Source organism: Pasteurella canis, from assembly GCF_020810675.1.
In the GTDB taxonomy this organism is placed as follows: Bacteria; Pseudomonadota; Gammaproteobacteria; order Enterobacterales; family Pasteurellaceae; genus Pasteurella; species Pasteurella canis.
This window is the reverse complement of the sequence record NZ_CP085871.1, coordinates 765505-779340: the sequence shown is the minus strand read 5'-3', so window position 1 is coordinate 779340 and position 13836 is coordinate 765505. Positions and strand designations below refer to the sequence as shown.

Below are 13836 nucleotides of genomic sequence, written 5' to 3'. Positions count from 1 at the left end.
TAATTATTACAAAAGGCTTTTTATATATATTTTGTGTAGAATTATTGTTCAGATTTAGCTTTTTTGCTTTTTTTCCATTTCCACAATAAGAAAATAGCAAGAATAGCAATAAGAATATAAATAAAAAATTGTCCTTGTTGGATCTGATGATGTAGTTTATCTAAATTTTGTGCACCAAAATAGCCTAAATATACCCAAATAGGGACAGAAATAATTGCAGCAAAGAAATCGATTAACACGAATCGTGTATAACTAACACGTCGAGTTATACCAGAAACCATGTAAATAACGGCACGTAATCCTGGTAAGAATCTAGCTGTAAATAATACTCTGTTTCCATATTTTTCAAATTTATCTCGAACTAAACGTAAGCGTTTCAAAGTAATTAGTTTACGCATTAATCTAAAACGAAGGATCTTAGCACCATATATACGACCTAACCAATACATACAAGAGTCACCGGCTAATACACCGAACATGCTTATTACTAACATAATATGTACGTTAATATCCTCAGGATATAGACCTGCTATAACCCCACCCGAGACAAGCGTAATATCCTCAGGGATTGGTAGACCAAATCCACATAAAATTAAGACAAATAATACAGCAAAGTAGCCATAGTCAGAAAAAAACGAGATTAGGAGATCCATTTATATACCACACAATTAATATGATAAATTATATAAAAAACAGTCTAATATTTTACCTTGTTTTTTTTATAAAGTCGCTAAAAAACTTAATTGAATTTCTGCACACTATTTGATTTATTGAAGTAAATCCAATATAATTCGCGATTCTCAAAGAGATTCTTTGAGAAGAATGATGGAAATCGTTGGGTCGCCTACGGTTTTATTTTTTAACTCTAATAATGAGAATCATGAAAATGTTTAAATTTAACGCTGAAGTTCGTCAAGCGCAAGGTAAGGGTGCGAGCCGCCGCCTGCGTCATAATGGTCAAATTCCTGCTATTGTTTATGGTGGTAGTGAAGCTCCTGTCTCAATCATTTTAAATCATGATGATTTAAACAATGCACAAGCTCACGACTCATTTTATTCAGAAGTGATCACGTTGGTTATTGATGGTAAAGATGTAGCTGTAAAAGTACAAGCAATGCAACGTCATCCATTTAAACCAAAATTAGTTCACATTGATTTTAAACGTGTGTAATCTTTTTGATTTAAGGGATAGTTTGAAATATTAGTCATATTTTTATATGTAAATAATTTTATAAAATTTCAGGCTATCTATTTAATTTATTTTAAAAGCTCTTTTACTGTATTAAGTCAAAGAGCTTTTTTATATAAAGAAATTTATTTCTATTAATATCGTCTTTTCACATCTTATTTAGATAAGAAATCTTTAAGAGCAACCATTTCTTTTTGAGCATCTCGAATACCCAGTTCATACATTGCTTGGACTTTATTCGGATCTTTTTCAAGACGTTTGATCGGTAAAGTTTGAGAGGGGCGAATAACAAAAATTTTATTTTGTTTATGTAATTGAATAATTTCTTCTACACGATCATTATAATCTTGATAACGGTAAGCAAGTTTTTGGGCTAAATTAGGGTATTTCTTATAAAATGTCTTAAAAATCCAAGAAGGTGTTGGTTTTTTACGATAGTCTAATGGGCGAGTAAGAATTACTATAATCTTATCATAGCCTAACATTTGGCATTTTTTCAGTGGAATACTATCAGCGATACCGCCATCTAAATATTTTTTCCCATCAATTTCAACTAATTTTGAAACAAAAGGCATAGCTGATGTCGCTCTTAAAATCTCCATTTCTTCAAGTATATTACCTAATTTTATGTATTCTGCTTCGCCTGTTTCAACATTCGTTAAGGTAGCGTAGAAGTCAATATTAGACTCAAGGAATGTTGTTACATCGAAGGGATCTAATTTGAAAGGTACTTCATAAAAAGCAAAATCTTTATTGACAATATTTCCAGTACGTAACAAACTGTATAATCCCATATAACGCTTATCGTTTAAATATTTCTGGTTATAGCGAATTGTGCGCCCTCTCTGTTTGGAAGGAAAATTCACGCCAAATAGTACACCAGCTGAAACAGCAACGATACCATCAATATGAATATTTTCATCAAGAAATACATCCAGTACACCTGCAGTGAACATTCCACGCATTGCACCACCTTCTAACACTAAGCCTACTTTCATTTTTTATCCTAAATACTACGAGCAAAACCTATTTAAAATAGACCGCACTTTTGATTTAAAGTGCATAAAAACACTATTTTTTATTTCTAAAATTTTGCCTGATTTTTCTGTTTATCGCTAGTATAAATCTCATCTATAATATCTGATCCGAACACTTATAAAAATATAGCGAATAAGATGAAAGTTGCATTAGGTATTCAATATAACGGAAAAAATTATTTTGGTTGGCAACGACAAGAAAATGTTGCTAGCGTTCAACAGGAATTAGAAAAAGCGATTTCTTTCGTAGCAAATGAAAACTGTCAAGTTTTTTGTGCGGGAAGAACTGATTCTGGTGTACATGCGACAGGGCAGGTAATTCATTTTGAAACAGATGCTAATAGAACTGAAAAGGCTTGGAGTTTTGGTGTTAATGCGAATCTCCCAAACGATATTTCAGTGAGTTGGGCAAAAATTGTTGATGACAGTTTTCACGCACGTTTCAGTGCGATAGCTCGCCGTTATCGTTATATTTTGTATTGTCATAAATTACGTTCAGCAATTTTACCTGAGGGTATTACGCATTGTCATTTATCTCTCGATCACCAACTTATGCATCAAGCTGGGCAAGCTTTGTTAGGTGAGAATGATTTTTCCTCTTTTCGTGCGGCACAATGTCAATCCCATACACCATTTCGCTGTGTACATCATTTACAAGTGATTCGCCGTGGACATTATATTATTGTTGATATTCAAGCGAATGCTTTTGTGCATCATATGGTACGTAACATTGTAGGAAGTCTGATTGAAGTTGGGGCTGGACATCAACCTGTAGAGTGGATAAGTTGGTTGTTAGCAAAAAAAGATCGTAATTTAGCTGCCCCTACTGCGAAACCACAAGGGCTTTATTTAGTCAATGTGAGTTATCCTAAACAGTTTGGTTTACCACAAAATGCGTTAGGTCCCTTGTTTTTAGAAAATGAAATATGCTAGCCAGATCAGACCTTTATTGCTGGCATATTAGCTTAAATTATGGTGTAATATGTCGAATTTTTCGTTAAATAAAAAGGTTTAAAATGAGCTGGATTGATCGAATTTTTAGCAAAAATACCTCTTCAACAAGTTCTCGTAAGTCAAATGTACCAGAAGGAGTTTGGACAAAGTGTAGTTCTTGTGAACAAGTTTTATATCGTGATGAGCTAAAACGCCACTTAGAAGTGTGCCCAAAATGCGGGCATCATATGCGAATTGATGCCAGAGAACGTCTTTTAGCTCTACTTGATAAAGATAGTGTACAAGAATTAGCAGCAGATTTAGAACCCAAAGATATCCTTAAGTTTAAAGATTTAAAGAAATATAAAGATCGTCTTTCTGCTGCACAGAAAGAAACAGGTGAAAAGGATGCTCTAATTGTAATGCAAGGAACACTATATGGTATGCCTGTAGTGGCTGCGGCATCGAACTTTAGCTTTATGGGCGGTTCCATGGGATCTGTTGTTGGGGCTAAATTTGTACAAGCAGCAGAAAAAGCGATTGAACAAAACTGTCCATTTGTCTGTTTTTCTGCAAGTGGCGGCGCTCGTATGCAAGAAGCCTTATTTTCTCTCATGCAAATGGCAAAAACTAGTGCAGTTTTGGCTCAAATGCGTGCACAAGGTGTACCTTTTATTTCAGTATTAACAGATCCTACTTTAGGTGGTGTGTCTGCAAGTTTTGCAATGCTTGGCGATATTAATATTGCGGAGCCAAAAGCATTAATTGGTTTTGCAGGCCCTAGAGTGATTGAGCAAACTGTACGTGAAAAATTACCTGAAGGGTTTCAACGTAGTGAGTTTTTGTTAGAGAAGGGCGCAATAGACATGATTATTAAACGCAGTGATATGCGCCAAACTTTAGCAAGTTTATTGAGTAAATTGATGAATAAGCCATCTCCTTTTATTGAGCCTGTATTGATAGAAGAAATTAAAACAGATAATGAGTAATTCAACTTCACAATTAACAGCCACTTCGTCTTTAATGGAGTGGCTTTATTATTTAGAGAATAGCCATTTCAAAGCCATTGACTTGGGGCTTGAGCGTATAAAATCTGTTGCAGAGCAGTTAGACTTATTAACACCAGCCCCCTTTGTTATTACAGTAGGGGGGACTAATGGAAAAGGTACCACTTGCCGTTTACTAGAAATGATTTTGATCAATGCAGGCTATAATGTGGGTGTTTATTCTTCACCACATTTAATTCGTTACAATGAACGTGTTCGTATTCAAGGTAGAGAATTACCTGATCATAGACATGTAGAATCTTTTTCTTTTATTGAAGAATATAAAACACAGTCTTTAACTTATTTTGAGTTTAGTACATTATCTGCATTGCATCTATTTAAACAAGCAAAACTCGATATTGTTATTTTAGAAGTAGGGTTAGGCGGTCGCTTAGATGCGACTAATATCATTGATAGTGATATTGCTGTGATTACAAGTATTGGGATTGACCATATAGATTTTTTAGGTTCAGATCGTGAACAAATAGGGTTTGAAAAAGCAGGTATTTTTCGTACTAATAAACCAGCTATTATTGGAGAACCTAATATACCTCAAACTTTATTGAATCATGCTAATTCACTAGCATGCAAATCCTCTTGCCGTGATATAGACTGGTTTTTTACTGTCGATTCTTATTATTGGAATTGGACTGGGCAAAAAGAACAGTTTAAAAATTTACCTCTTTGCCAAATTCCGTTAGCTAATGCCGCGACAGTATTAGCAACGATTGAACAATTACCTTTTGCTATTTCAGAAGAGATAATTCGCCAATCTTTACAAAATGTAGAGTTAGTCGGGCGTTTTCAAACGATTAAACATACTGATTTATATCCATTAGCAAAAAGTATTAATAAAGCCACAGAGGAATTACCACGAGTAATTCTTGATGTTGGACACAATCCTCATGCAGCAGCTTATTTGGCAGAGAAATTGATTGCACTTAAACAACAAGATGACGGTAAAATTATTGCTGTATGCGGTATGTTAAAAGATAAAGATGCTGAAGGTGTATTTAGCCTCTTGTTATCAGTGATTGATCATTGGTATTGTGTTACTTTAACTGGTTATAGGGGGCAAGATGGCGATACATTATTTGTGACGTTGCAACAAGCGGCCCAAAATCAAGAGGTAAAATTATCCGCAGAAAGTTTATCTTCCATAGAAGATGCCGTAAAAAATGCATTACAGCAAGCTGCTCAAAACGATATTATATTAGTATTCGGTTCTTTCCATACTGTTGGCGACTTTTTACAGTTACTGTAAAATCCCTCGTGTTTCTAAATAAAGTCCTTGATATTTTAAGGACTTTTTATTTAGTTAAATGAGTAACATCATTACAACTTTCAATGACAAATACGCTCTGCCCATGCTGATCTTGATGATAGTTTACAATGCTGATAGATGTATTTAATAATGCAGGACTTTTTCCTTCCTCTCTATGATTTTGCCAAGTCGCTCCATTAAATAAACCTAATAATATGCGTAGCGTATGTCCATGCGATACAATTAAAATGTTCCCAGTGGAATGTATATTAATAATATCTTGTATAGCATTAAATGCACGGCTTGCAAGCTGTTGATATGTTTCCCCTTGATTAGTTTTTGCTTTATAGTGAGCAGGGTCTTCACGCATTTGTTGATATTCTAGCGAATCTTTTAATTGCGAAATAGATTGTCCTTCCCATAGACCAAAAGATTGTTCATTCAAGCCTTGATGTTGGAAAAGTGGGACATTTCTATCTGTCAAAATATAAGTTGCAGTATCGATAGTTCGTTGTAATGTACTGGAATATGCTGCAACAAAAGGTGTATCAGATAATGCTTTGCCTGTTAACTTGGCGCCTTGAATACCATCATCTGTTAACGGCGAATTACCGCTACCTTGAAATAAGCCTTGTTCATTCCATACAGTTTTACCATGTCGAACTAAATAAAATCTTAGTGTTTTCATAACTATTACTATTCCTTTTTGTTAAGAGTGAAATTATAGCTAAAAATTTGATTCATACCGTAAAAATATTTGCTTATGCTATAATGTAACGATTTTAATTTATACATATATGTGATTATGTTCCCTCTTACAATTATTTATCAACATGTAGATTTTGTAGTTATTGATAAACCCTATGGTATAAGTGTACATAGAGATCAAGAGGAAATAGGTCTCACAACTCTTATTGCTCATCAATTAAATGTGCCTCGGGTGTGGTTAGTTCATCGTTTAGATAAAGTCACTTCAGGATTATTGATTTTGGCATTAAATGCGCAAGCTGCACAAACTTTATCACAGCTATTTGCTCAACATAGTATACAAAAAACGTATTTAGCTTTATCTTCCGATAAACCTAAGAAAAAGCAAGGATTGATCATCGGAGATATGGATAGAACGCGCCGTGGTATGTGGAAATTATGCTCAACTAAGTCTAATCCTGCGATAACTCGGTTTTATTCAATCAGTTGTGAGCCTCATTTACGTTTATTTATTCTGCAACCTAAAACAGGTAAAACACATCAATTACGTGTTGCAATGAAAAGTTTGGGGAGTCCGATTTTAGGTGATCAACTCTATGGTAGAAACTCACCAGAAATTGACCGCACTTATCTGCATGCATATCGACTACAATTTTATTATCAAGGGCAACATATCGACATTCAATGTTTGCCGACTTCTGGGCAGCTTTTTAATCGAGTTAATTTAACTTATTTATTAGCAGCACGTTCTTTTGATTACTAGAATCAAAGTTATATATTTATTAATAGAACTCGTCATATAGAATCAATATTTTTTACAAATACACTGAATCAAAGTAAAAGACATTGATTAAAATGCAAAAAGCACTAATAAGGGCGTGATTTTTTAATCAGTTAATATTATCATTGACAGTATTTTTCACAGCATAATTGAATTTTTAGAGGACAGGTATGCAAAACCTAGAACAAATTACTGCACAAGCGTTGGAAGCCATTGCGAGTGCAGAAGATGGCAAAGCATTGGATGCTATTCGAGTTGAATATTTTGGTAAAAAAGGACCATTTACTGCATTAATGCAGGGGTTGAGAGACGTTTCACCAGAAGAACGTCCTGCAGTAGGGCAAAAAATTAATGAGGCTAAACAAGTTGCACAAAATGCACTTAATGAAAAAAAAGCGCAACTTGAAACAGCCGAACTAAATGCCCAGTTAGCAAAAGAAACAATTGATGTAAGTTTACCTGGACGTAAAGTTGAAACAGGTGGATTACATCCCGTTACAATTACAATTGATCGTGTGACTAAATTCTTTTCTGAATTAGGTTTTTCTGTAGAAAGTGGTCCTGAAATTGAAAGTGATTATTACAATTTTGATGCGTTAAATATTCCTAAACATCACCCAGCAAGAGCTGATCATGATACTTTTTGGTTTAATCCTGAGTTATTACTACGCACTCAAACTTCGGGTGTACAAATTCGTACAATGGAAAAAATGCAACCGCCAATTCGAATTATGGCGCCAGGGCGTGTTTATCGTAATGATTATGATCAAACTCATACGCCAATGTTCCATCAAATTGAGTTATTGTACGTAGATAAAAAAGCCAACTTTACAGAATTAAAAGGCTTATTACATGATTTTTTACGTGCATTTTTTGAAGAGGATTTACAAGTTCGCTTCCGCCCGTCTTATTTTCCGTTTACAGAGCCTTCTGCTGAAGTAGACGTTATGGGGAAAAATGGTAAGTGGTTGGAAGTTTTGGGCTGTGGTATGGTTCATCCAAATGTCTTACGTAATGTAGGTATTGATCCAAATGAATATTCTGGGTTTGCAGTAGGAATGGGGGTAGAACGCCTAACCATGCTTCGTTACAATGTCACAGACTTGCGTTCATTCTTTGAAAACGATTTACGTTTTTTGAAACAGTTTAAATAAATCAGTCAATTAAAAGCTAAAACAGACTTATCTGTTTGCCGATTAAAATGAGCAGCAAAATTAATCAAAATCCTATAAAGAAATAAAAGGTAATAGCATGAAATTTAGTGAATTATGGGTGCGTGAATGGGTTGAACCAACAATTAGCACCGAACAATTATGTGACCAAATCACTATGCTTGGTTTAGAAGTCGATGGTGTAGAAAAAGTAGCAGGTGATTTTACGGGTGTAGTCGTAGGTGAAGTTGTCGAATGTACTCAACATCCTGATGCAGATAAATTACGCATAACTAAAGTGAATGTAGGTAGTGAACGTTTATTAGATATTGTTTGTGGTGCACCAAATTGTCGTCAGGGTTTAAAGGTCGCTTGTGCGCTTGATGGCGCTATATTGCCTAATAATTTTAAAATTAAGAAAACAAAGTTGCGTGGGCAACCTTCAGAAGGAATGCTATGTTCTTTTAATGAATTAGGTATTGAGCTTGATTCAACTGGTATCATAGAACTCCCACAAGATGCTCCAATTGGTACTAATTTACGAGAATATTTACAATTGGATGATAACAGCATTGAAATTAGTTTGACACCAAATCGAGCAGATTGTTTAAGTATTGTTGGCATCGCTCGTGAAATAGGCGTAGTCAATAAACTTGCATTAAATACACCGCACTTTACTTCAGTTTCACCAACTATTGCAGATAAAGTTGCAATTGAAGTTTTAGCACCAGAAGCATGCCCTCGTTATTTATTACGTACAGTGAAGAATATCAATGTAAAAGCACAATCACCAATGTGGATGCAAGAAAAATTGCGTCGTTGTGGTATTCGTTCAATTGATCCTGTAGTTGATATCACTAACTATATTCTGTTAGAGCTTGGACAGCCAATGCATGCGTTTGATGCAGCTAAAGTAGCACAACCAGTGCAGGTGCGTATGGCAAGTGCAGATGAAGAATTAATATTATTGGATGGTTCAACAGCTAAATTAAAGGACAATACATTAGTAATTGCAGACCAAAATGGTCCATTGGCTATGGCAGGTATTTTTGGTGGACAAGCAAGTGGTGTTAACAGTGAAACAAAAGATATCATTTTAGAGGCGGCTTTTTTTGCACCATTAGCCATTGCTGGTCGTGCAAGACAATATGGATTACATACTGATTCCTCTCATCGTTTTGAACGTGGTGTAGATTTTGAGTTACCACGTAAAGCAATGGAAAGAGCAACTGCACTGTTAATTGAGATTTGTGGGGGCGAAGCTGGAGAAATTTGTGAAGCCACAAATCAAGCTTATCTACCAACACTTAATCAAGTGCAACTGCGTCGTGAAAAATTAGATGCTTTATTAGGACATCATATTGAAACGAATGTTGTTACAGATATTTTTGAACGCTTAGGTCTACGAGTTAATTATACAAATGATATTTGGACTGTCACTTCTGCAAGCTGGCGATTTGATATTGAAATTGAAGAGGATCTCATTGAAGAGGTAGCGCGTGTTTACGGGTATAACAGCATCCCAAATAATGCCCCATTAGCACACTTGCGTATGCGTGATCACAAAGAGTCTGATTTAGATTTAGCTCGGATTAAAGCTGCACTTGTTGATGCTGATTATCAAGAAGCGATAACTTATAGCTTTGTTGACCCTAAAGTACAGGAGCTACTACACCCTCAACAGGAAGCATTTATATTACCGAACCCTATTTCAGTGGAAATGTCTGCGATGCGCTTATCTTTATTGAGTGGTTTATTAAGTGCGGTGCAATATAATCAGAATCGCCAACAAACTCGAGTACGTTTATTTGAAACTGGTTTACGCTTCATTCCAGATAAGGGAGCTGAATTTGGTATTCGCCAAGAGTTTGTTTTATCAGCCGTCATTACAGGTACAAAAAAAGCAGAACATTGGACTGGAAAATCAGAAAATGTCGATTTCTTTGATCTCAAAGGGGATTTAGAGAGCATTTTATCGCTCACAGGCACTAGTAATTTGGTTAAATTTATAGCAAAATCATATCCAGCATTACATCCTGGTCAATCAGCTGCAATTATATTAGACGGTAAAGAAATAGGGTTTATTGGTACCGTTCATCCAAATATAGCGAAACAGCTTGGCTTAAATGGTAGAGCAATCGTATTTGAAATCCTTTGGAGTGCGATTGCAACTCGTCATGTCGTTCATGCAAAAGAAATTTCTCGTTTTCCTGCTAACCGACGTGATTTAGCACTTGTTGTTGCTGATGACATTGCAGCAAGTGATATTCTAGATACCTGTCGGGCTGTTGCTGGTGAAAAATTAATACAGGTAAATTTATTTGATGTATACCAAGGTAGTGGTGTTGCTGCAGGACATAAAAGTCTAGCGATTAGCTTGGTTATCCAAGACAATGAAAAGACCCTTGAGGAAGATGATATCAACGCTGTAGTTTCTGTTGTATTATCTGAGTTAAAACAACGTTTTAATGCTTATTTGAGAGATTAAAATTATGACACTGACCAAAGTAGAACTCGCAGACAACTTAATCGAGAAATTCAACTTAAATAAACGTGATGCAAAAGAATTAGTTGAACATTTTTTTGAAGAGATTCGCGTTGCTTTAGAAGATGGTAAAGATGTAAAACTTTCTGGTTTTGGTAATTTTGAACTTCGTGATAAAGCTTCTCGTCCAGGTAGAAACCCTAAGACAGGTGAGAGTGTACCTGTTTCTGCTCGTCGAGTTGTTGCTTTTAAGCCTGGTCAGAAATTGCGTGCTAGAGTGGAAAAAGCCAAACCTAAAGCCTAGCACTTTCTCAATTAAGCCATATCCTAAGCTATCCATGGGAAACCTCGGGTAGCTTTAGTTTTTATTAGGACATAAAATGAAAAAGTATGTAACCAGGTTGATATTATTCACTTTTGTGTGTTTACTGTCTGCTTGTAGTAATTCAAATAAAACAGTAGATAATATTCAGTACAAAGGGCAATTAAATGATCCTATTATGGTCATCGCATTGTTAAGTGAGCAACAGAGGGAATGGGCTGGCACGCCTTATCGTTTGGGGGGACAAAGCCAAAAAGGTATTGACTGTTCTGGTTTTGTACAAAAAACATTTCTAGATCGCTTTAATATTGCCTTACCTCGCATGACATCGCAACAAGCAAAATATGGTAAATTAATTCCTAAGAAAGATATTCAAACAGGGGATTTAGTCTTTTTTAAAACAGGGCGAGGTCCGAACGGCTATCATGTAGGTATTTATGTTAAAGATGACTTATTTTTACATGCCTCGACTAAAGGTGGTGTTATTTACTCTTCTTTAAATAGTCCTTATTGGTCGAAAAAATACTGGCAAGCAAGGCGGATTTAATCAAAATATACATTCTTGTTATCTTTATTAGAGAAATAATTCTCCTACTAAATCATCAATAGCTTTTGACAATAATGTACGATCATGACGATAGCAAATATCACTCGCATGTAATGGTCTTGCTATTACTTTGATATTTAAATCTTCACAAAAATCGACCGCACTTGTTGATACAATTGCACCATCAATAATAGCTTTATCGACAGTATGATGAATCCATTGAATACGCTGGGAAAGTGTCAAGTTAGCTGCAGGACTTTGCTCAACGCCTAAATTATCAATAAAAATTTTTTTTGCCTGACTCTGTTTTAAAACATCAATAACTTCGGGCAATAAAATAGGGGGTAAAATGCTTGTTAAAAAACTCCCAGGTCCAAATAATATGATATCTGCTTGTTTCAATGCTTTAATTGCCTCTGGTGTTGTAGGTACTAATGGAATGAGAAAAATTGATTTGGGCAACTCGGCTAAATTATCTATACTTACTTCTCCTACAATACTTGCACCTGATTGTAATACTGCTGCAAGATGAACAGGGCTTTCTGACATAGGAATAATATGTGATTTGACTCGTAATAACTCACGTACTAAATTGACTGCTTCAACTGGGCGAATATGCATATTTTCAAGTGCTTTAAGCATTAAATTACCTAAATTATGTCCCGCAAGTTCACCGTTGCCAGAAAAACGGTATTCAAATAATGCAGAAGCAGTACTAGGCTCCGTAATAATTTGATTTAGACAATTACGTAAATCACCCCAAGCAATCCCACCATGATTAAGACGGATACGACCTGTAGAACCGCCATTGTCTGTAGTTGTCACAATACCAGTGAAACGCTCTTTCATAAAACTCAATGCTGACATTAAACGCCCTAATCCATGACCACCGCCGATTGCTACAATATGCTTGATACGATCTAAATTTTGATATTGATTATGACATATTAATTCTGACATTTTATATTCCTTGGGCTGTTTTGTAATAGAGACATTTATCTCGTAGTAAAGTTCTTTTAACTCTATATAAGATTAAATAATAACGCTATATATTTAGTTATATAATTGATTTTAAAGAATTTTCTTATTTTATGCGCTAGATCATATTATTTGTTTGCAATCCTTCAGATATATCTCTTACAATAGAAATCAACAATTTGATGACTTAATTATCGCATAACTCCGAGCTTACTTAACCTACGTTTTCATAAGAAATATGGTAGTAATGCCAATAACATAAAAAATTTATGTTATTCAGGGATACGCTGGAAACGGTTTATCCTCTCATATTTTAGAAAGGTGTGAAATGCAATCCATTCCAATTAAACAAATCGGGCATGATCGTCTCATCGATGCTTTCCAACGCCAATATTATTATTTACGCTTGTCTATTACTGATGTATGTAATTTTCGTTGTAATTATTGTTTACCAAATGGTTATCAACCTGAAGCGAATAAGCCTAGTTTTTTAACACTTGATGAAATTCGTCGTGTAGTGAGTAGCTTCGCTGCAATGGGGACAGAAAAAGTGCGTGTGACTGGTGGAGAGCCTACGTTACGTAAAGATTTTCTCCCTATTGTTGAAAACATTGCGCAAATATCGGGAATTAAACAAATTGCACTAACGACAAATGGATTTCGTATGGCAAAAGATGTTGGGAAATGGCGTGATGCAGGTATCACTTCAATTAATGTAAGTATTGATAGCCTTGATCCACGTATGTTTCATCGTATTACTGGAGTAGATAAATTTGATGATGTAATGCGAGGTATCGAGCGTGCTTTTGATGTTGGTTATGCAAAAATTAAGGTTAATTCCGTTTTAATGAAGCAGCTTAATGATACTGAATTTGAGCAGTTTTTAGAATGGATTAAACATAAACCTATTCAAATGCGCTTTATTGAGTTAATGCAAACTGGCGAAATGGATCATTTTTTCCATAAATATCATTTATCAGGGCAGGTTTTAGCCGATAAATTATTACAAGCAGGCTGGGAGTTACAAAGAAAAGGCTTACTAGATGGGCCTGCAAAAGTATTTAAGCATCCAGATTATAAAGGTGAGATTGGCTTAATTATGCCCTATGAGAAGAATTTTTGTTCAAGTTGTAACCGTTTGAGAGTCTCAGCTAAAGGAAAACTCCACCTTTGTTTATTTGGTGAAGAAGGAGTAGAGTTACGGGATTTATTACAATCTGATGAACAACAAGCTCAGTTAAAAGCGCGGCTTTATTCAGCATTACAAAATAAGCGAGAACACCATTTTTTACATACTGGAGATACGGGTGTTCGTGCTCATTTAGCAAGTATTGGTGGTTAATTGTAAAATTTTCCAAAGCAGATTTCATTTTTTCCATTTTCAGTTTTGATTCA

General features: G+C 35.2%; 14 protein-coding genes and 1 riboswitch. Of the genes, 10 read left to right on the top strand and 4 right to left on the bottom strand.

Features of this window, described 5'->3' with window-relative positions; genetic code table 11:
- Positions 1 to 41 precede the first annotated feature (41 nt).
- Positions 42 to 653, bottom strand: a complete 612-nt coding sequence (locus tag K7G93_RS03770; protein ID WP_115322663.1) for a DedA family protein — start codon at positions 651 to 653, stop codon at positions 42 to 44.
- Positions 654 to 886: 233 nt separating this feature from the next.
- On the opposite strand from K7G93_RS03770, the gene rplY reads away from it, so the two are divergent.
- Positions 887 to 1171, top strand: a complete 285-nt coding sequence (gene rplY, locus K7G93_RS03765; protein ID WP_049214407.1) for a 50S ribosomal protein L25 — start codon at positions 887 to 889, stop codon at positions 1169 to 1171.
- 173 nt (positions 1172 to 1344) lie between these two features.
- Here rplY and K7G93_RS03760 read toward each other — a convergent pair whose 3' ends face one another.
- A complete protein-coding gene (locus K7G93_RS03760) occupies positions 1345 to 2187 on the bottom strand; it encodes a patatin-like phospholipase family protein (protein ID WP_226690470.1) in 843 nt (280 codons plus the stop codon).
- 177 nt (positions 2188 to 2364) lie between these two features.
- Here K7G93_RS03760 and truA point away from each other — a divergent pair, with 177 nt between their 5' ends.
- From truA to folC, 3 genes are all read left to right on the top strand, one after another.
- Positions 2365 to 3159: a tRNA pseudouridine(38-40) synthase TruA gene (truA, locus tag K7G93_RS03755; protein ID WP_049214409.1), complete on the top strand. Its 795-nt coding sequence runs from the start codon at positions 2365 to 2367 to the stop codon at positions 3157 to 3159.
- Between the two features lie 83 nt (positions 3160 to 3242).
- Positions 3243 to 4148: an acetyl-CoA carboxylase, carboxyltransferase subunit beta gene (accD, locus tag K7G93_RS03750; protein ID WP_115322666.1), complete on the top strand. Its 906-nt coding sequence runs from the start codon at positions 3243 to 3245 to the stop codon at positions 4146 to 4148.
- Positions 4141 to 5469 (top strand): bifunctional tetrahydrofolate synthase/dihydrofolate synthase, encoded by a 1329-nt coding sequence (folC, locus tag K7G93_RS03745; RefSeq protein WP_224046242.1) that lies wholly within the window; start codon positions 4141 to 4143, stop codon positions 5467 to 5469. Before accD ends, folC begins: the two co-directional genes overlap by 8 nt.
- 46 nt (positions 5470 to 5515) lie before the next feature.
- Here the strand turns inward: folC and K7G93_RS03740 are convergent, their stop codons facing one another.
- The gene (locus K7G93_RS03740) at positions 5516 to 6157 is read right to left on the bottom strand and encodes a histidine phosphatase family protein (RefSeq protein WP_049214412.1); all 642 of its coding nucleotides are present in this window, start codon (positions 6155 to 6157) and stop codon (positions 5516 to 5518) included.
- Positions 6158 to 6274: 117 nt separating this feature from the next.
- Here K7G93_RS03740 and K7G93_RS03735 point away from each other — a divergent pair, with 117 nt between their 5' ends.
- The 5 genes from K7G93_RS03735 to K7G93_RS03715 all read left to right on the top strand — a co-directional run bounded on the left by K7G93_RS03735 (position 6275) and on the right by K7G93_RS03715 (position 11463).
- A complete protein-coding gene (locus K7G93_RS03735; RefSeq protein WP_049214413.1) occupies positions 6275 to 6940 on the top strand; it encodes a TIGR01621 family pseudouridine synthase in 666 nt (221 codons plus the stop codon).
- A gap of 188 nt (positions 6941 to 7128) precedes the next feature.
- Entirely contained in the window at positions 7129 to 8112 is a 984-nt protein-coding gene (gene pheS / locus K7G93_RS03730) for a phenylalanine--tRNA ligase subunit alpha (protein WP_049214414.1), read from the top strand.
- Between the two features lie 97 nt (positions 8113 to 8209).
- Positions 8210 to 10597, top strand: coding sequence for a phenylalanine--tRNA ligase subunit beta (gene pheT, locus K7G93_RS03725; protein WP_228400492.1), 2388 nt, complete (start codon positions 8210 to 8212; stop codon positions 10595 to 10597).
- Positions 10598 to 10601: 4 nt separating this feature from the next.
- Positions 10602 to 10898, top strand: a complete 297-nt coding sequence (locus K7G93_RS03720; RefSeq protein ID WP_049214416.1) for an integration host factor subunit alpha — start codon at positions 10602 to 10604, stop codon at positions 10896 to 10898.
- Between the two features lie 76 nt (positions 10899 to 10974).
- Positions 10975 to 11463, top strand: coding sequence for an NlpC/P60 family protein (locus K7G93_RS03715; protein WP_115322670.1), 489 nt, complete (start codon positions 10975 to 10977; stop codon positions 11461 to 11463).
- Positions 11464 to 11490: 27 nt separating this feature from the next.
- Here K7G93_RS03715 and K7G93_RS03710 read toward each other — a convergent pair whose 3' ends face one another.
- Entirely contained in the window at positions 11491 to 12423 is a 933-nt protein-coding gene (locus K7G93_RS03710) for a gluconeogenesis factor YvcK family protein (protein WP_226690473.1), read from the bottom strand.
- A 208-nt stretch (positions 12424 to 12631) separates the two neighbouring features.
- Positions 12632 to 12781, top strand: a riboswitch (molybdenum cofactor riboswitch).
- Here K7G93_RS03710 and moaA point away from each other — a divergent pair.
- Positions 12770 to 13783: a GTP 3',8-cyclase MoaA gene (moaA, locus tag K7G93_RS03705; RefSeq protein WP_223668221.1), complete on the top strand. Its 1014-nt coding sequence runs from the start codon at positions 12770 to 12772 to the stop codon at positions 13781 to 13783. (Overlaps the previous riboswitch by 12 nt.)
- Positions 13784 to 13836: the final 53 nt, after the last annotated feature.